At 67.1% G+C, this 16751-nt stretch carries 15 protein-coding genes and 1 tRNA gene; 5 read left to right on the forward strand and 11 right to left on the reverse strand.

Translation table 11 applies throughout. From position 1 onward, the window contains the following. Positions 1–11: 11 nt before the first annotated feature. The 6 genes from AC5RW2_RS26595 to AC5RW2_RS26620 are packed head-to-tail and all read right to left on the reverse strand — an operon-like array spanning position 12 to position 7396. Positions 12–1787, reverse strand: coding sequence for a protein kinase domain-containing protein (locus AC5RW2_RS26595; RefSeq protein ID WP_494001216.1), 1776 nt, complete (start codon positions 1785–1787; stop codon positions 12–14). Further along, positions 1784–3232 carry a peptidoglycan D,D-transpeptidase FtsI family protein gene (locus AC5RW2_RS26600; protein WP_494074746.1) on the reverse strand — a complete coding sequence of 483 codons (1449 nt, stop codon included), beginning with the start codon at positions 3230–3232 and terminating at the stop codon, positions 1784–1786. The genes AC5RW2_RS26595 and AC5RW2_RS26600 overlap by 4 nt, the downstream gene beginning before the upstream one ends. Beyond that, complete coding sequence (locus AC5RW2_RS26605) at positions 3229–4647, reverse strand: FtsW/RodA/SpoVE family cell cycle protein (protein ID WP_494001218.1); 1419 nt, start codon at positions 4645–4647, stop codon at positions 3229–3231. Before AC5RW2_RS26605 ends, AC5RW2_RS26600 begins: the two co-directional genes overlap by 4 nt. A gap of 3 nt (positions 4648–4650) precedes the next feature. Next, a complete protein-coding gene (locus AC5RW2_RS26610; protein WP_494074747.1) occupies positions 4651–6180 on the reverse strand; it encodes a PP2C family protein-serine/threonine phosphatase in 1530 nt (509 codons plus the stop codon). 2 nt (positions 6181–6182) lie between these two features. After that, the gene (locus AC5RW2_RS26615; protein WP_493978260.1) at positions 6183–6659 is read right to left on the reverse strand and encodes an FHA domain-containing protein FhaB/FipA; all 477 of its coding nucleotides are present in this window, start codon (positions 6657–6659) and stop codon (positions 6183–6185) included. Further along, entirely contained in the window at positions 6659–7396 is a 738-nt protein-coding gene (locus tag AC5RW2_RS26620) for an FHA domain-containing protein (protein WP_494013421.1), read from the reverse strand. Before AC5RW2_RS26620 ends, AC5RW2_RS26615 begins: the two co-directional genes overlap by 1 nt. 364 nt (positions 7397–7760) lie before the next feature. Between AC5RW2_RS26620 and AC5RW2_RS26625 the strand changes: the two genes are divergently transcribed. Beyond that, a tRNA-Leu gene (locus tag AC5RW2_RS26625) sits at positions 7761–7843 on the forward strand. A 190-nt stretch (positions 7844–8033) separates the two neighbouring features. Here the strand turns inward: AC5RW2_RS26625 and AC5RW2_RS26630 are convergent. Continuing rightward, positions 8034–8384, reverse strand: a complete 351-nt coding sequence (locus tag AC5RW2_RS26630) for a DUF5997 family protein (RefSeq protein ID WP_494001331.1) — start codon at positions 8382–8384, stop codon at positions 8034–8036. A gap of 60 nt (positions 8385–8444) precedes the next feature. Between AC5RW2_RS26630 and AC5RW2_RS26635 the strand changes: the two genes are divergently transcribed. The 3 genes from AC5RW2_RS26635 to AC5RW2_RS26645 are packed head-to-tail and all read left to right on the forward strand — an operon-like array spanning position 8445 to position 10923. Then, a complete protein-coding gene (locus AC5RW2_RS26635) occupies positions 8445–9254 on the forward strand; it encodes a LysR family substrate-binding domain-containing protein (RefSeq protein ID WP_494001221.1) in 810 nt (269 codons plus the stop codon). Between the two features lie 50 nt (positions 9255–9304). Next, the gene (locus tag AC5RW2_RS26640; protein WP_494074748.1) at positions 9305–10084 is read left to right on the forward strand and encodes an inositol monophosphatase family protein; all 780 of its coding nucleotides are present in this window, start codon (positions 9305–9307) and stop codon (positions 10082–10084) included. Positions 10085–10125: 41 nt separating this feature from the next. Next, entirely contained in the window at positions 10126–10923 is a 798-nt protein-coding gene (locus AC5RW2_RS26645) for an enoyl-CoA hydratase/isomerase family protein (protein ID WP_494074749.1), read from the forward strand. A gap of 23 nt (positions 10924–10946) precedes the next feature. On the opposite strand, the gene AC5RW2_RS26650 is transcribed toward AC5RW2_RS26645, so the two are convergent. Together AC5RW2_RS26650 and AC5RW2_RS26655 are read right to left on the reverse strand one after the other, a co-directional pair. Further along, the gene (locus AC5RW2_RS26650; protein ID WP_494024913.1) at positions 10947–11369 is read right to left on the reverse strand and encodes a hypothetical protein; all 423 of its coding nucleotides are present in this window, start codon (positions 11367–11369) and stop codon (positions 10947–10949) included. 66 nt (positions 11370–11435) lie between these two features. Beyond that, positions 11436–13124: a nuclease-related domain-containing DEAD/DEAH box helicase gene (locus AC5RW2_RS26655; protein ID WP_494074750.1), complete on the reverse strand. Its 1689-nt coding sequence runs from the start codon at positions 13122–13124 to the stop codon at positions 11436–11438. A 224-nt stretch (positions 13125–13348) separates the two neighbouring features. Between AC5RW2_RS26655 and AC5RW2_RS26660 the strand changes: the two genes are divergently transcribed. Further along, positions 13349–13945, forward strand: coding sequence for an SRPBCC family protein (locus tag AC5RW2_RS26660; protein ID WP_494001226.1), 597 nt, complete (start codon positions 13349–13351; stop codon positions 13943–13945). Between the two features lie 27 nt (positions 13946–13972). Here the strand turns inward: AC5RW2_RS26660 and pstS are convergent, their stop codons facing one another. Both pstS and AC5RW2_RS26670 read right to left on the reverse strand, forming a co-directional pair. After that, positions 13973–15088 carry a phosphate ABC transporter substrate-binding protein PstS gene (gene pstS, locus AC5RW2_RS26665; RefSeq protein ID WP_494074751.1) on the reverse strand — a complete coding sequence of 372 codons (1116 nt, stop codon included), beginning with the start codon at positions 15086–15088 and terminating at the stop codon, positions 13973–13975. Positions 15089–15130: 42 nt separating this feature from the next. Then, a complete protein-coding gene (locus AC5RW2_RS26670; protein WP_494074752.1) occupies positions 15131–16636 on the reverse strand; it encodes an FAD-dependent oxidoreductase in 1506 nt (501 codons plus the stop codon). Positions 16637–16751 lie beyond the last annotated feature (115 nt).

A 16751-nucleotide genomic window follows, 5' to 3' on the forward strand; every position in this document is an offset into this window, starting at 1 on the left:
CCAGGATTCGGTCACGGCTTACCGCCGCGCGTGTCGGGAGCGGAGGTCGGCAGGCCCTTGGCATCCGGCGAGCCCGTCTCTGTCGGGGCCGGAGTTTCTTCTTCTTCTTCCGGCCCACTGGAGACAACGTAGCTGACGGTCGACCCGACCGGAACGTCACCGCCGTCGGGAGACAGGCTGAGCACGGTGCCAGGCTCTTCATCGCTCGGCTGCTCGCCCGACTTCTGCGGTACCAGGTTCAGTCCGATCAGGGCCTCGCGAACCCGCTGCTCGGACTGCCCGGCCAGACCGTTGGGAATGGTGACGGTTCCGGGGCCGGTGGAGTAGGTGACGGTGATTGCTTCGCCAACGACGACGGCGCCGGTCGGCGCGATGTCGATGACGGTATTCTCGGCTTCGCCGCTCTCCACCGGGTTGGGAACCACCTGGTAGCCCATGTTTTCGAGCTCGGCCCGGACCTCGCTGAAGGGTCGGCCCAGGAACGCATTCGCCGCCAGCTGGTTCGTCTCCGGCGTTGCCGTTTCGCGCGGTTCCTCGGTCTCTTCTTCTGTTGGCGTTGCGGAGGTGGTCTTCGGCGCCGCCCGTGTCGTCGAGCTCGATGCCGACGACGAGGACTCCGCAACGCCGGTGGGGGTCAGCATGGGCAGCAGGATCGCGCCGGCCACGGCGAACAGAATCAACAGGATCAAACCGACCAGCGGCCAGGTCCAGGGACTGCGTTTCTTCTGCTGGCGGCGCGGTGTTTCTTCAGGCTCATCGCTGTCCAGATCCTGATCGGTCCAGTCCCGTTCGGCGCCGAGGCCCGCTGCTGCTGCTGCACCGCCGACGGCGGGCAGCTGGGAGGTCCCGGCGCTGACGGCGCGCGTCGGAGCGGTTCCGGGGGCGGGCACCGGAGCAGTCATCAAACCGGTGCTGTCGTCCCCACCGAACAGCAACATTCCCGGGACAGCTGCCTCGGCGGCACGGATATTGCCGGCACGGATGGCGTCGGCCGCCTCGGCGAGCTTTTCCGCGTTGGCCGGCCGGTCGGCCGGGTCCTTGGCCAGCATGGACATCAGCAGAGCGCGGACCGGCCGGGGCAGGGATTCGGGCAGTGGCGGGGGAGTGTCGTTGACCTGGGCCAGGGCAATGGCTATCTGCGATTCACCGGAGAACGGCCGGGAACCGGAGAGGCACTCGTAGCCGATGACGCCGAGCGAATAGATGTCGCTTTGTCCGGTAGCAGTCTGTCCCGTCGCCTGCTCGGGCGCCAGATACTGGGCGGTGCCCATGACCTGCCCGGTCGCGGTCAGCGGAACCTGATCGGCCAGCCGCGCAATGCCGAAGTCGGTGATCTTGACCCGGCCCTCCGGCGTGATCAGCAGGTTTCCGGGCTTGACGTCGCGATGCACCAGGCCCTGGGCATGGGCGACGGCCAGCGCCTTGGCCGTCTGGGTGATGATGGACAGCGTCCGGTCGGGCGAGAGCACGCGCTCGCGCTCGATGATCGCCGAGAGCGGATGCCCGGGCACGAGTTCCATCACGAGGTAGGCGGATCCGGCCTCTTCGCCGTAATCAAAGACATTGGCAATACCGGTGTGGTTCAGCAGCGCGGTGTGCCGGGCCTCTGCGCGGAAGCGGTTGAGGAAGCCCGGGTCGCCCGTGTACTCCTCTTTGAGGACCTTGATGGCGACGATGCGGCCCAGGACCTGGTCCTGCGCCTTCCAGACCTCACCCATGCCGCCGATGGCGATACGTTCAGTGAGCTGGTACCTGCCGCCTAAGGTGATACCCGAGGTAGGTCTCACTTATTTAACACCGCCTCTAGGAGTTGCCGAGCACTTGGACTTGAGAGTGAAGAACCGGTCGTTACATCGACGTCCTCGAAGACGACGGATACGACGGCCTGGGGGTCATCCGCCGGTGCGAATCCGGTGAACCACGAGTTGTTTCCTGCTTCGCCGGCCAGCAGTTCTGCCGTACCGGTCTTGCCGGCCACCTCGACGCCCGGAATGGCGGCTCCGCCGCCGATGCCCCTGCTGACCACATTGACCATCCAGTCCTGAATCAGCCGGGCGTTGTCTGCGGAAAGGGAACGTTGCAGTTCCTGGGGTTTGGGGCTGTCCATGACGCGCAGGTCGGGCGCGCGCACGGTGCGCACGAGGTTCGGCTTCATCAAGACGCCGTCGTTGGCGATCGCACCGGTCATCATGGCCACCTGCAGGGGGGTCACGCGGACGTCGTACTGGCCGATGGCCGACTGGGCGAGCAGGTCATCGCTCATGCCGGTCGGGAACTGGCTCGCGGTGACGTGGGTGGGGATCTGGTAGGACTCGCCGAATCCGAACTTGGCGGCCTGTTCCGCAATGGCGTCTTCCCCCAGGTCCATGGCGATCTGCGCGAAGGGCGTGTTGCAGGATTGCTCCAGGGCAAAGGAGAAGCCGACGGTGGTCCGCGCCGCACAGCCGCCGTTAACGTAGTTCGGCAACTCGACGTTGGTGCCCGGAAGCGGCAGCGTCGGGGGATTGTCGAGCTTGCTGTCGGCGTCGTACTGGCCGGATTCCAGGGCGGCAGCCGTCACCGCGAGCTTGAACACGGAGCCCGGAGCCAACAGGCTCTCGGTGGCGGGGTTGGTGAACGGAGACAGGCCCGGCACCTTCTCCAATTTGGCCATGTTCTGCGTGACCTCTTCGGTGTTGTGCCCCGCCAGGTCATTCGGATCGAAGCTGGGCTTGGAGACCATCGCGAGGATGTTGCCGGTGTCCGGTTCCATCACCACGATCGAGCCCTTCACGCCGTCGGGAATCAGGTCCCAGGCCAACTGCTGCAGCTCGGCGTCCAGGGTCAGCTCCACGGAGGCGCCCTCGACCTGGCCGCCGGAGAACATCTGCACGATCTGTTCGTAGAAGAACTCGTCGCCGGAACCGGAGAGCTGATCGTTCATCGCAGACTCCATCTGGGTGGAGCCGTATACCAACGAGTAGAAACCGGTGATCGGCGCGTAGAGCGCGGGCTCGTTGTAGACGCGCTGGTAGGCGAACTCGTCGTCCGAGGGAACCGACTCGGCGATCGGCTCGCCGCCCACCAGGATGGCGCCCCGGTTCTTGTCGAAGTCTTTGTAGATGGTCCGGCTGTTCCACGGGTTGGCGTTGAGGTTTTCGGCCTCGAAGAATTGCACGACCGTGAGCGATCCAAACAGCAGCGCGAACATCGCGATGGCGACGATCCAGGTATTGCGGATGGCCTGGTTCATGGTTGGATCACCTCCGTGGATCCGGTGTTCCGTGCTTGGGTCTGGTTGCGTCGCGCCGGCCGGTCACCCGGCGGCCGCCGGCCGGCGGCCGGGCCAGTCAGGGCCGGACGGCGCGCGGCGTCGGAAATCAGCAGCAGCAGGGCGACGATCAGCCAGTTGGCCAGGAGGGAAGACCCTCCGGCGGCCAGGAAGGGTGTGGTCAGGCCGGTCAGCGGAATCAGGCGGGTGACGCCCCCGATCACCACGAAGCACTGCAGCGCCAGGGTGAAGGAGAGTCCCGTGGCCAGGAGCTTGCCGAAGGCGTCCCGGCTGCCCAGCGCCGCCCGGATGCCGCGGCTGACCAAGAGGATGTAGAGCATCACGATGGCGCTGAGTCCGATGAGCCCCAGCTCCTCGCCGAGTGCGGCGATGATCATGTCGCTGTTCGCGTAGGTCACCAGGTCCGGCCGGCCCTGCCCGAGTCCGGTGCCGGTCAGAGCGCCGCTGGCCAGGCCGAACAGCCCTTGGACGATCTGGTGGCTGCCGCCGATCCGGTTGTAAACCTCGGGGTCGAACGCGTTGATCCAGCCGTCTATACGTGCGGTGACGTGCGGGAACAGCTGGAAAGCCACCACGCCGCCCACGGCGATCATGAGCAGGCCGATCAGGACCCAGCTGACGCGGCTGGTGGCCACATAGATCATGGCCATGAACAGGCCAAAGAACAGTATCGAGGAACCCAAATCGCGCTGGAAGACCAGGACCCCGATGCTGACCAGCCAGGCCACCACCATGGGGCCCATGTCCTGCCAGCGGGGCAGCTGCAGCGGGCCGATCTTCTTGCCCGCGAGCAGGATGAGGTCGCGGTTCGTCGATAAATACCCGGCGAAGAATATAGCCAGGGTGATCTTCGCGATTTCGCCCGGCTGGAAGGTGGCGAACCCCAGGCTCACCCAAATCCGGGCGCCGTTGATTTCCATCCCGATGAACGGCAGCAGCGGAAGGATGAGCAGGATGGCGCTGGTGATCAACGATATGTAGGTAAAGCGGCGCAGGACGCGGTGGTCGGGCAGCAGCCAGATGACGGCGACCACGGCGGCGATGGCCACGCCGGTCCACAGGAGCTGGCGCCCCGCGGCGGAGTCGTTGTTGGCGATGTCCAGCCGGTGGATCATCGCCAGCCCCACCCCGTTCAGGGCGGTGACGATCGGAAGTATTACCGGGTCGGCATATTTGGCGCGAAGGCGCAGGACCACGTGTACGACGAGGACCAGCACCACCAAGGTGCCGCCCTGGGTGAAGAAGTCGCTGTCGAAGGCCCGGTCCTGGTCGAGCCCGACCAGCATGTTGGCTCCGATGCCGACGATCAAGGCCAGCAGGAGCAGGAGCAGTTCGGTGTTGCGCCGGGAACGCGGCACTGTCTGGATGTTACTCATGGCTTATCCACCTACACATTCCGGCGGCACGGTGGGCTGGGGGCTGGCAGCAGGCGCCGGCGTCGCCCCCGGCGAGGTGCTGGGCCGGTCCGTCGGAACGGTACTGGGGCTGGGTTCGGGTTCCGGACAGTTCAGCTGGCTGCTGATCCGCAACTGTTCCACGATCTCCTCGGCATGCCCGAGGTCGCGGGCGGAAATGCTGGAATCCAGCCGCTGCTGTTGGTACGCGGGCAGGCTTTCCAGCGGGATGTTGTAGACCGTGTCCACGTGGGAAAGCGCGATCGGCCCGAAGTTCTGGGAGACGCCGTTAAAGATGGCCACCCGTCCGTCCGCCGAACCCACGAAATACTGGGTCTGTGTCCACAGGTAGCCGAACCACATGACCGCCACCAGCAGCAACGACATGACGGTCAGGAACGCCGGGATCAGCCAGGGCTTGCGGGCCGGGGCCGAGGTCTCGTTCTCGGGTGTTTCCGGTTCGTCCGGGGCCTTGTGGGTCAGCAATGCCGCCGCCCGGCGCTTGTTGGAGTGGGCCGTGACGATGGGAATCTGTCCGGTCTCGGTGGCCAATGCCGCGGCGCCCACCAGCACATGCGGGCGGGTCTCGAGCTCGCGGCGGATGGCATCGGCGCGGATCGCCTCGTGCGGCTGAAGCTGTTCGTCGTCGGCGCCCGCGGCCACCTGTGCCCCGAGGGAGGCTCCGTCGGCGGGCATCGCCGCGACAGGGGAGGCGGCGCCGTCGTGCTTCAAGGCCGATGCCTTCGGTCGTTCCGGGGCGAGGCCGAGGGAGGCGGTGTCAGCCGCCTCCGGCGCCGCTTCGGCGACTTCGATCATCACGATGGTCACGTTGTCCGGGGAACCGCCGTCAAGCGTCAGCTCCACCAGCTGATCGACGGCGTCCTGCAGGGTGGGCGCGTTGCGCACCACGGATTCCACCACACTGTCCGGCACGACGGCGTTGAGTCCATCGGAGCAGAGCAGCCATTTCTCCCCCGGCTCGGCCTGATGGCTGGCCAGGTCGAGTTCGGGACTGGCATCGACGTCGCCCAAGACGCGCATCAGCACGTTGCGGTGCGGGTGGATTTCGGCTTCCGCCGGAAGGAGCCGGCCTTCGTCGATGAGCCGTTGGACGAAAGTGTGGTCCACGCTGATCTGCTCGAAGATGCCGTTTTTCAGCCGATAGGCACGGGAATCGCCGATGTGGGCGAATTCGAGCTTGTCGTCATGCAGCAGCAAGGCGGTGACGGTGGTGCCCATGCCCGCCAGCTTGGGACTGGTCTGCACCAGCTCCGAAAGGATGGAATTGGCGGTCTGGATCTCGTCGGCCAGCACGTTGGCAGGGTCCTGATGGCCCGAGCGGTCCAGATGGACCAGGTCCAGCACCGTGGACGCCGAGGCCACGTCACCGCCGGCATGGCCGCCCATGCCGTCGGCCACCACGGCAAGATAACGCCCGGCGTAGGCGGAGTCGTCGTTTTTAGACCGTGCCTTACCCACGTCAGACCGCGCCGCATAGCGCAGAACCAGAGCCACCGTCAGGGCCTCAACTCAATGACCGTCTTGCCGATCCGGATGGGAACGCCGGGATCAACGGGCAGCGCCCGCGTCAGCTGGTTCTCGGCCAGGTAGGTGCCGTTGGTGGAGCCGAGGTCCTCGATGAACCAGCGGCTGCCCTGCGGAAAGAGGCGGGCGTGCCGGCCGGAGGCGTAATCGTCCTCCAGCACCAGCGTTGCTTCCTGGGCCCGGCCCAACAGGATGGGGCTCGCGGCCAGTTCCAGCGAGTGGCCGGCCAGCGGCCCTTCCGTGACCACCAGGCGGCGCGGAGCCACCCGGGGGGCCGGAGCGTCCGCCAGGTCGGGATTCTTCCGGACTTCGCGCGCAGTGGGGGATCCGGTGCGGCTGCGCTTGCCGATCTGCAGGTCCCGCCGCAGTGCGGAGACGATGCTGATGATCATGATCCAGAGCAGGATCAGGAAACCGAACCGCAACGCGGTGACGACAAGCTCGCCCATTAGGCCCCGCCGCCCCGTGTCGGCAGCAGGCGGAAGGTAATGCGGGTGCGGCCCATCGTGATGACGGAGCCGTCGGTGAGGTCAATCCGGCCGTCGATCTTCTGGCCATTGACATAGCTGCCGTTGGTGGAACCGAGATCCACGGCCACGGCCGACCCGCCGTCGGTGCGGATCTCCAGATGGCGCCGCGAGACCCCGGTGTCGTCCACCATGATGTCGGCCTCGGAGGAGCGTCCGAGCACGATGGACGGCGCGTTGAGCGAGTAGCGCTGCCCGTTGATTTCCAACACGGGCGTCAGCAGGGTGGGCTGGCGCGACGGCGCCGCGGGGGCACTGCGCTGCAGGGGCTGCGGCTGGTGGCCCTCGGACTTCACGACCGTGGCCTCGACTTCGAAGTCGCCGCCCTTGAGTGCGTCGTCCTTGGTGAAGGAAACGCGCACCGGGCCCTGCAGGGTGTACTTCTGGCTGTTGACGTGGCGGATGACCACGTCGCACAGTTCTTCGGCCAGGGTGGCGCCCCATTGTTCAGCCATCGCGTAGTCGGAATCGCCCAGCCTGACGTCGAAGACGTTGGGAGCCAACGTGCGGCCCTGGGCCAAGGTGATGGAACCGTTGTCCAGTTCGCGGCGCAGGCGGCTTGCGATCTCCACCGGCTGCACCTGGCCCTTGCCGCCGACAGAGAAGGCGCCGCGGACCATCTTCTCGATGCCGCGCTCCATACTGTCCAGAATGCCCATCGGGCCGCCTCCTCCCAGAGTTGTGGTCAGGTCTGCCCCCCGCTGCGACAGCGGACAGGGCACACCTGTCTGGCGATTCTTCCCTTCGATACTACTTGGGCGTGTCCCAAAAGGCCCCATTCGGCAACGATCGCCGCGGGCGCGGCGGCGCCGGGGCGTGGTGAAGCTCACCATCGCGGAATCACGACGGCGGGGCGTGCGGCCCGCGGCGCAGGCCCTCCGATCCCCGTCGTTGCGCGGTATCCAAGGGGGCCGGCGCCCCGATTGGGAATTTGGGACTGTTTCACGCTACTATTGATCTCGCTGTTCTTGAGGAAAGCGAACCGGGAAACCGGTTGGCACGCCGAGAGGGCAGGAACAATGCGCGCGAGTGGCGGAACGGCAGACGCGCTGGCTTCAGGTGCCAGTGTCCGAAAGGGCGTGGGGGTTCAAATCCCCCCTCGCGCACGCAGAGCAAGAGCCCCGGTCTTCGGACCGGGGCTCTTGGCGTTAACGGATACCGGGCCCTCGCTGACCGCTTGGTTAGCGGGGGAGGGGGCCCGCCTCGCTGACCGCTTGGTCAGCGGGGGAGGGGCCCGCCTCGCTCACCGCTTGATCAGCGAGGAGGGGGGCCCGCGGCGCGCTCGGCGGCTGCTGATCAGCCCTGCTTGCCGGCGGCCTTCACGCGCTGCTCCTCGGCACGCACGGCGGCGAACGAGGCACGTTCCGCCACCAGCCATTCCGGCGGATCCTGCAGTAAAGCGGTGATTTCGGCCGTCGTCAGCGGCTCCGTGATGCCGCCGCGTGCCAGACCGGAGATGGAGACGTTGAGTTTACGGGCCACCTCCGGCCGCGGATGCGGACCGTTGCGGCGCAGCTCCGCCAGCCATTCCGGCGGATCGGATTGCAGCTGGTTGAATTCCTCCCGCGAGATCAGGCTGTCCTGGAACTCCTGCGGGGCCGCGGGCAAGTAGATGCCCAGTTTCTTGGCGGCCGTGGCCGGTTTCATGGATTGTGCCGATTTCGCGCTCATAAGCCCAGCCTAGCCGCCCTGCGCTACGGTGATGAAGTGCAGGATGCAGACCAGGAGCCGACGACCACGGCCCAATTGGCCGGACTGAAGGTCGGCTATGTCCCGGGCGTGACACCGGGGAAGTGGACCCGCCGGTGGGCGGAGCGGCTGCCCGACGTCCCGCTGACCGCTTTCCAGTGCGGCGAGGAGGAGCAGACGGCCATCCTGCGCGACGGCCGTGCCGACCTGAGCTTCGTCCGGCTGCCCGTGGACCGCGAGGGGCTGAGCGTGATCCCGCTGTATGCGGAACTGCCCGTGGTGGTCGCGCCGAAGGAACACGATGTTGCCCTCTACGACGAGGAAGTCCCGTATCGGGAGATCGCGCACGAGAACTTCCTGGACCCCGGGGAAATGGGCGGCGCCAAGACAGGCATCGAGGTAGTGGCGTCCGGGGCGGGACTGATGATCCTGCCGATGTCCGTGGCCCGGCTCTACAACCGCAAGGACGTGGTGTACCGCACGGTCACCGATCACCCCGAGACGCAGATCGGCCTCGCGTGGCTCACCGACCGGACCGAGGCCGCAATCGAGGAGTTCATCGGAATTGTCCGCGGCCGCACGGCGCGCAGTTCGCGCCAGCCCTCGGTGCAGGAACAACAGGGCAAGGGCAAGACCCGCAAGAACACGGGGAAGAACGACGGCGGAGGCTCCGGCGCGGGGAAGGGCACCGCTGCGGGAAAGGGCTCCGCACCGGGCCGGACGCCGGCATCGGGCAAGGGCGCGAACAAGCCGTCCGGCCAGGGCAAGGGCAGGCCGGGTGGCGGCCGCACCCCGAAGGGCCGCGGGCCGCGGCGGGGCCGCCGGTAGCAACTGCCCCTGCATGCCGCGTTCGCCCCGCCGTTGGCTAGGCTTCAGATATGACCGTGAGCAGCCCTGACCATCTGGACGACACCGAACTCGCGGCCTGGCTGGTGCGCGCCGCCGGAACGCTGGCCAACGGCATGCGGTCGGGGGTGACCACGTTCGAGGAGAAGACCAGCATCTCCGACGTCGTCACCGCCGCCGACCACGCCGCGGAGAAACTGGTAGTCGATACGCTGCGCGAACTGCGGCCGGAGGACGCGATCCTGGGCGAGGAAGGCTCCAGCCACGAGGGAACCTCGGGCCGTACCTGGGTCATCGACCCGGTGGACGGCACCTACAACTTCTTCACCGGCGGGCACTACTGGTGCTCCGCGCTGGCGCTGACGGATGGAGCGGGAAGCCGGCTGGCGGCGGTCTACCACCCCGCCGAGGACGTCCTGTGGATCGGCGGACGCGACCTGCCCACCACCCGGAACGGCTTGCGCGTGGGCGAAATCGCCAGCGCTCCCTTGGCAGCCAGCTGCGCGGCGGCGTACCTGCACCACACGTATTTGCGCGACGACGCAGCGGGCGAGCCGTACCTGCGCGCCCTCCTCGGTTCGGCCACCTACCGTACCTGGGGGTCGGCGTCGTGTGAGCTGGCTGCAACATCCGCCGGGATTTTCGGCGTCTGGTACCAACAGGGGCTGCCGGACTGGGACTGGCTTCCGGGCAAGACCCTGGTCGAAGCGGCCGGAGGTTCCACCGCCGTCCTGGAGGTCGACGGCTACCGCTGGTCGGTGGCCGGGGGACACCGGCAGGTGGCCGACGTGGTCGCCCTGCTGGGGGGATGACCACGTCCGATTCTGGGGGCCCGGCGTGGCATAGTGGGGCTGTGGAAAAGACTTACGAAACGATTCAGCTTGAATGCCTCGGCGAATTGGCCACCGTCGTCATCAACCGTCCCGAGTCGCTCAACTCCCTGAACACCCAGGTCGTGGCAGACCTGGCACAGTTCGTCACGGACATCCGTTCGCCGGAAGGCCGGGAAGTTCGGAGCATCCTGATCACGGGTGCCGGCGGGAAGGCCTTCGCGGCCGGCGCCGACATCCGGGAACTGGCCTCCATGGGGCCGGCCGAAGCGGAAGCACACAGCGCCGCCATGCAGGACCTGACCCGGTTGCTGGAGACTCTGGACCTTCCGGTGATCGCCTGCGTCAACGGGTTTGCCCTGGGCGGAGGCTTGGAATTGGCGTTGGCCTGCGACTTCATCTACGCGACGGCCAACGCGAAGTTCGGCCTGCCGGAAGTCGGCCTGGGCCTCATTCCGGGCTTCGGCGGGACGGTCCGGCTGCCGCAGCGGGTCGGCCCCGGAATGGCCAGGGAACTGATTTTCACGGGCCGCAGCATCGGCGCCGAGGAAGCCCTGCGGATCGGGCTGGCCAACGCCGTCTTCGCCAGCAAGGACGACATGCTCGACGCCGCCGCCGCCACCTGCCGGGAGATCTCCGCAAAGTCCCCCGCCGCCGTCGCAAACGCGAAACGAACGGTCGATGCGGCGCTGGGCCGTCCCACCGCCGACGGGCTGCAGGTGGAGCGCCGGGCCTTCGGGCAGGCCTTCACCACTGAAGACTCGCGCATCGGCCGGGATGCCTTCCTGGCCAAGGAGGCGCCCGCCTTCACCGGGCACTGAAGGCGGGCGCGGGCAGGGATTGATCAGCGACGGCGGTGCCACGCCGGATCGTACTGGGTGGCCAGCCGAGCCAGTGTCAGTCCCGCCAGCAGCAGGCCGACGTCACGCAGCGCCACGTCGTAGAACCCCGACAGCGTCAGCAGGTTGACGATGATGCCCGCCAGCCAGAGGGAAACAATGTAGGCGCCGTACCGCGGCTTGAACCAGACCACGATGCCGGCGGCTATTTCCACCACGCCGACGATCAGCATGGCGGTGTGCGCGCTGAAGGGCAGCAGGTTAACGACCCAAGGGGCCAGATACTGTTCCCAGTCAGTGAGCAGATTGAAGAACTTGTCCAGCCCCATCAAAATCGGCAGGACGGAAAAGCCCAGCCTGAGCATCCAAAAAGCACCGTAGGCGGGCTCGGTCCGGACCCGTTGCAGCGCAGGAGTGGTGGTTGCCATGGGAACCTCCGGTAAATTCTAAAAACCGAATAAGTAGTTTTAGAATGCTCCGCTGCGGCGGGAAAGTCAATGGTCTTGCTGCTGCTGGTCAGGATCCCAGGATTCGGTCTGGGTCAGCCTCTTGACCAGGGCAGGGCCGCCCACCCTTGTGATGGCCGATCTTTCGCCCACGATGACCAGCAGGCTGCGCGCGCGGGAGAAGCCTGTATAGAGCATCTCGCGCGCCCGCTCGGGATCGCCGAAGCCGTTGACCGCCAGGACCACCACCGAGCGTTCGAGTCCCTTGAAGCCGAGCACGTCGCCGTAGAACACGTCGTCGTCGTCAAAAAAGGCGTCCCAGTATCCGCGCCAGCCCAGTGCGTCCACCGCTTGCTGATGGGCCGGATGCTTGCGCTTTGTGGTCAGCAGCGCCACCTGCTGCGGGGCCCAGCCTTCACGCTCGACCAGCTGCGCCACCGCATCGCCGGCCCGCTGGATGACGTTCCCGGCCGTCGCCTCCACCAGCCGGATGCGCGGGCCGGAGAGGCCCCGCGGAATCGCCAGCTCGGTGGACAGCGCGCCGCAGAGCGCCGCGATCTGCTTCGTATTCCGCAGGTTTTCATTCAGCACCAAGGGGGGCACTTCAATCGGCGGCCAGCCGTCGCGGCCGAAAAGGCGCTGGTCTTCGTCCATAAACACATACAGGCCGCCGACAGCAGGTTCCTTCAGGCACTCCAAGACGGCCTCCCACCACAGCGTGCCAAAGTCCTGGCCCTCGTCCACGACGATCGCGTCGAAGAGTTCGCGGACCGGCTGGTTCTTGGCCAGCCGTTTGAGTGTCCGGGGGAGGTAGTGCTCGTAGTACTGGTTGGTGAGCAACCGGGGGTCCAGCGGATGGTGCGCGGCCCAGCGGACCGGCAGGTCATAGAACATGCCCACGTGTGCCGGGCGTTCGGCCGGCTTCCACCCGGCCGTCTCGGTCTCGAAGTACCGGGCCAGGCCGCGGCTGGAGCACAGCAGCGCCACCCGCTTTCCGTCGCGCGCCAACCGCCGGGCCTGTTCCAATGCGAGCCAGGTCTTGCCCGTGCCCGCGCCGCCGATGACGCGTGCCCGCGGCTGGTCCTTCAGGACATCAAGGATCGCCGATTGGTCCCGCGTCATCTGCTCGGCGCGGCCTTCGTGCTCGGCCGCTGCGGAGAGCGCCCCGTCGCCCGGCCGGGGGCGCGTCAACCATGCCCCGATGCGGTCGGCGATATCCGGCGCGGTTTCGCCGTCCCCGTCGCCGCAGAAGTTGATGGCTTCCCTGACCGTGTCGTCCGGGTACTTGAGGTCCTCGCTGCCGATCACCATGGAACGCCTGAGGCCGGGGATGTCCCAATGCCGCGGAAGCCGCGTGTCCGGAAAGGCCAGCAGGTGGGCGAAGCGGACCCTGCGGCTGAGCCCCAACTGGGAGCCGAGGTAGCGCTGGAGCATGTGCCGGGCGTCCTGAGCGTGGACCAATGGATCCTTGATGCGGTGCTGCCGGCCGTTGGCGGACTGGTACCACTGGCCCGCGTCGTAGCTGATCTGCCCGCCTCTAACCTCGATGGCGGCGATGCCGACGCCGGGCCAGACAACGAGCAGATCGATCCGACGGGCGGCACCGTTTTCGACGATGTCGACCGAATGCAGCAGGGCGGCGGACGGCGGCAGGGTACGCTTCAGCGCCTCCCAGACCTGCCGTTCGGCAGGCTGGTCCCGGCCGAACTCAGGCTGTTCCGGAAAACAGCGCGGCATACCGCCCCCTCAACTTCAACGCAGTGGTTTACCACACAGACTACCAATGCAGGACATCGTCCCTTCTCGTCCCGGAACGCGGGCCCGGTTGCAGCCAACCCTCCCGCGCGCGCGGGCGTGGCCGTTCATTGCCGCGCCCCGGGCCGTTCTGTAGCGTTAACTGCAGGTGGCAACTCATGAAGGCGGTGCCTGCGGCGCCGTTCCGCGGCGGAATGAGGATGATCATGGCAACCATCGAAGAAACAGTCGAGATCTCGCTGCCCGCCGCAAAGGTTTATGACGAGTGGCTGCGCTTCGAGTACTTTCCCTCCTTCATGCACGGCGTGAAATCGGTGATCCGGACGTCCGACACCACGCACCATTGGGTCACGAAAGTCGGCGGCGTGCAGCGCGAATTCGATACGGCCGTGACCGAGGACGAGCCCGGAGAGCGGATCGTGTGGAGGAGCGAAGGCGGAATCAGGCACAGCGGCACCGTGACGTTCGGGAGCATCGATGCCGACACCACGTCGATGCACGTGCACCTCGATTGGGAGCCGCATTCCCTGCTGGAAAAGGCCGGTTCGGGACTGGGATCGGACCACCGGGAGGTGCGCAACGAGTTGTGGCGCTTCAAGACCTTCGTCGAGTCCGGAGGATCGGAAACGCACGAGCCGGGCAACCAGCAGTTCTACGGCGGAACCTTCGCCGGCGGATTTCCTCCGGCAGCCTCGGCCCAGCCGGACATCCCCCAGAACGAGGATGACAACGCCTACAACCGGGAGCCGGACGTCCGGGAGCCCGAGGACCGGGAGAACCGGAGGCGGGGTCCCGGCAGCTAATCTGCCACTCGGGGCCTGCGGCCGCTGTCAGGAACGGGCGCTGATCCGCTCCACGGAAGCCACGGCACGCTTCGACAGCTCCTCGGACAGCGGCGCGCTCTTGGCCGAGTCCGCCGCGTCGTTCTGGCCCTCGGGGCTCAGGACATACTGAGCGAACGCCTTGACCAGGTCCACCTTCTCCTGGTCCTCGTACGTGGTGCAGTAGATGTGGTAGGAGACCAGCATCAGCGGATAGGCGCCGGCGGCGGTAGTCGTCCGGTCCACTTCCAGGGCCAGGTCGTATTCCGGCCGCCCCTCGACGGGTGTGGCTTCGTCCAACGCCTTCGCTGCCGCTTCTGCGCTCACCGGGACATAGTCCTGGCCAACCTTGAGGTTAACCTTGCCCAGGGGATCCCCGACGGCGGAATCGTCCGCATAGGTAACGGCGCCCGCCGTGCCGGCGACCATGCTCACAACGCCCGTTGTACCCTGTGCGTTTTCCCCGGCATATTCTCCGGGCCAGGTGTCGCTGGGCTCCGGCGTCCAGACCTCTGGGACCACGGCGTGCAGGTACTCGGTGAAGGTCTCGGTGGTGCCGGAGTCCTCGGAACGGTTGACGGGAGTGACCGCAAGATCGGGCAACTTCACGCCCGGGTTGTGCTCCGCGATGGCGGGGTCGTCCCAAGACCGGATTTCGCCCTGGAAGATCCTGGCAATGGTTTCGGCGTCCAGGTTCAGTTCGGTGATGCCCGGAAGGTTGAACGCCACGGTGATGGGGGAGATGTAGGACGGGACGTTGAAGGCGCCCTCGGGGCCGCACACCTTGCGCGACTGGTCAACTTCTTCGTCGTCCAGGTAGGCATCCGAGCCGGCGAACTCGACGGCGCCGGCCAGGAAGGCGGTGCGTCCTGCGCCGGAGCCGTCCGGCGAATACTGCACCTGCGCGTCGGAATGGAGCAGGCCGAAGCCGGCCACCCACGCGTCCATCGCTGCGTTCTGGGATGATGCTCCGGCCCCTGTCAGCGTGCCCGACAGGGAGGATCCCTGCCGGGCGGCGGCTTCCTGAGCCGGACCCAGCGGGTAGTCGGAGCCGCAGGCGGCCAGGGACAAGGACATCAAGGCGGCGGTACCAAGGGCGGCCGCGCGGCGTTTCAACTGAGGCATCCGCACTAGACTACCGGTGCGGCGGCGTCAGTCCCAAGGGGGCTACCGTGCCTCGAGGTCCTTGACGGCGGGGCCTTCCAGCACCTTGCCGTCGGCGCTGAAGCGGGACCCGTGCAGGGGGCAGTCCCAGCTGTCCTCCGCGTCGTTCCAGGACAGCACGCCGCCCAGATGCGTGCAGACCGCGCTGACCCGGTATGTGGCGGAGTCCACGGTACAAATGCCCACCGGCCGCGAATTTTCCCGCACCACAGTGCCCTGACCCTCCGGCGGTGCCGCATGCGTGGTCCTGGTCAATCCGCCCAGCCAGCCGGACAGCAATTCCAACCCGACGGACAAATTGGTGCCGGCGGTGCTGGCGGCGTCCCGTCCGGAGATGCGTGACTTATAGAGGTCCTTGGCCCAATGATTGTCGCCGCCCAGGATGGAGGCCGACAGCGCCAGTGCCGCCGCCACCCCGTTGGTCATGCCCCACTTGTTGAATCCGGTGGCCACCATGATGCGCTTTTCCCCGGGCAGGATCGGACCCACGTACGGCACCGCACCGGCGGGTTCATAGTCCTGCGCAGACCAGGCATGCGTGGGCTCGGCACCCGGAAAGTGCTGTTGGGTCCAACGGAGCAGGTCATCGACCAGACCCCGGGTATGGCCGTGGCGGCCGACAACGTGGCCGTTGCCGCCGACCAGCAAGACCTCCCGGTCGCCGTGGCGCGCGGTCCGCAGCGAGCGGGTCGGCCCGTCGATGGACAAATACATCCCCGACGGGATGCGCCCGGGCACCGTCAAGGCGGCGGCGTAGGAACGCATTGGCTTGAGCACGCTGAAATGTCCCCCGCGGTTGAGCATGGGCGTGCCGGTCGCCAGCACCAGGATGCCGGTCTTAATGTCGCCCAGCCCCGTGCGCACGGTAAGGTTTCGCGGCCCCGCCCCGTCACCGCCGTCGTCCGCGCGGCCGATGCCCGTGACCCGCATGCCCTCGAAGACCAGGCCTCCGCGGCTGCGCAGTTCTGCAACGAGCGCCGCCAGGAGGTGCATCGGATGGATCTGGGCCTGGTCGGCCAACCGCAGCATCCCGGCGACCTCGAACGGCAGCTCGCCGGCACCGGAGACTTTTTCGACCGGCAGGCCGGCGGATTCGCTGGCGCGCTGCTCCGCCGCCAGGTCCTCGGCGCCCTCGGGGGTCGTGGCGTAGGTGAAGGCGTCCCGCCGGTCGTATCCCACCCGGTGTTCGTCGCAGTACCGCAGGATCCACGCCTGGGCTTCCCGCTGGGCGGCCACATAGGCCGCGGCGGTGCCGGAATCGTGATGGTTCGCGATGCGCGAAAGCTGGCTGCCCTGCAGCAGGGATACCTTGGCGGTCGTGTTGCCGGTAGTGGCGGCGCCGACCGACCGCGCCTCCGCCACGGCAACCCGGTGCCCGGCCCGCGCCAGCAGGACAGCAGTGGTGAGGCCGGTCAGCCCGGCTCCGGCGACGACCGAGTCGAACCCGGTTTGGCCGGAGTACGTGTCCACGGGAATCTGTTGGGCGGTATCGAGCCAGAGTGAGTGCATGACGCTGTCCTTTCGGCCGGATGGTAGTACACACCACACCCTGTCCCTGCTGGCGCGTCAAGACCCAAACTGCGGGTGCACCTGACAGGATGGAAGCGAGGACGACCGGCGGAAG

This window comes from Arthrobacter sp. B0316-1-20 (assembly GCF_059091865.1).

Bases quoted from the DNA above. Each gene is read 5' to 3' on its own strand.
- AC5RW2_RS26600 (WP_494074746.1), bottom strand. From the start codon at position 3,232: ATGAACCAGGCCATCCGCAATACCTGGATCGTCGCCATCGCGATGTTC.
- AC5RW2_RS26605 (WP_494001218.1), bottom strand. From the start codon at position 4,647: ATGAGTAACATCCAGACAGTGCCGCGTTCCCGGCGCAACACCGAACTG.
- AC5RW2_RS26615 (WP_493978260.1), bottom strand. From the start codon at position 6,659: ATGGGCGAGCTTGTCGTCACCGCGTTGCGGTTCGGTTTCCTGATCCTG.
- AC5RW2_RS26620 (WP_494013421.1), bottom strand. From the start codon at position 7,396: ATGGGCATTCTGGACAGTATGGAGCGCGGCATCGAGAAGATGGTCCGC.
- AC5RW2_RS26630 (WP_494001331.1), bottom strand. From the start codon at position 8,384: ATGAAACCGGCCACGGCCGCCAAGAAACTGGGCATCTACTTGCCCGCG.
- AC5RW2_RS26640 (WP_494074748.1), top strand. From the start codon at position 9,305: ATGACCGTGAGCAGCCCTGACCATCTGGACGACACCGAACTCGCGGCC.
- AC5RW2_RS26650 (WP_494024913.1), bottom strand. From the start codon at position 11,369: ATGGCAACCACCACTCCTGCGCTGCAACGGGTCCGGACCGAGCCCGCC.
- AC5RW2_RS26655 (WP_494074750.1), bottom strand. From the start codon at position 13,124: ATGCCGCGCTGTTTTCCGGAACAGCCTGAGTTCGGCCGGGACCAGCCT.
- AC5RW2_RS26660 (WP_494001226.1), top strand. From the start codon at position 13,349: ATGGCAACCATCGAAGAAACAGTCGAGATCTCGCTGCCCGCCGCAAAG.
- pstS (WP_494074751.1), bottom strand. From the start codon at position 15,088: ATGCCTCAGTTGAAACGCCGCGCGGCCGCCCTTGGTACCGCCGCCTTG.
- AC5RW2_RS26670 (WP_494074752.1), bottom strand. From the start codon at position 16,636: ATGCACTCACTCTGGCTCGATACCGCCCAACAGATTCCCGTGGACACG.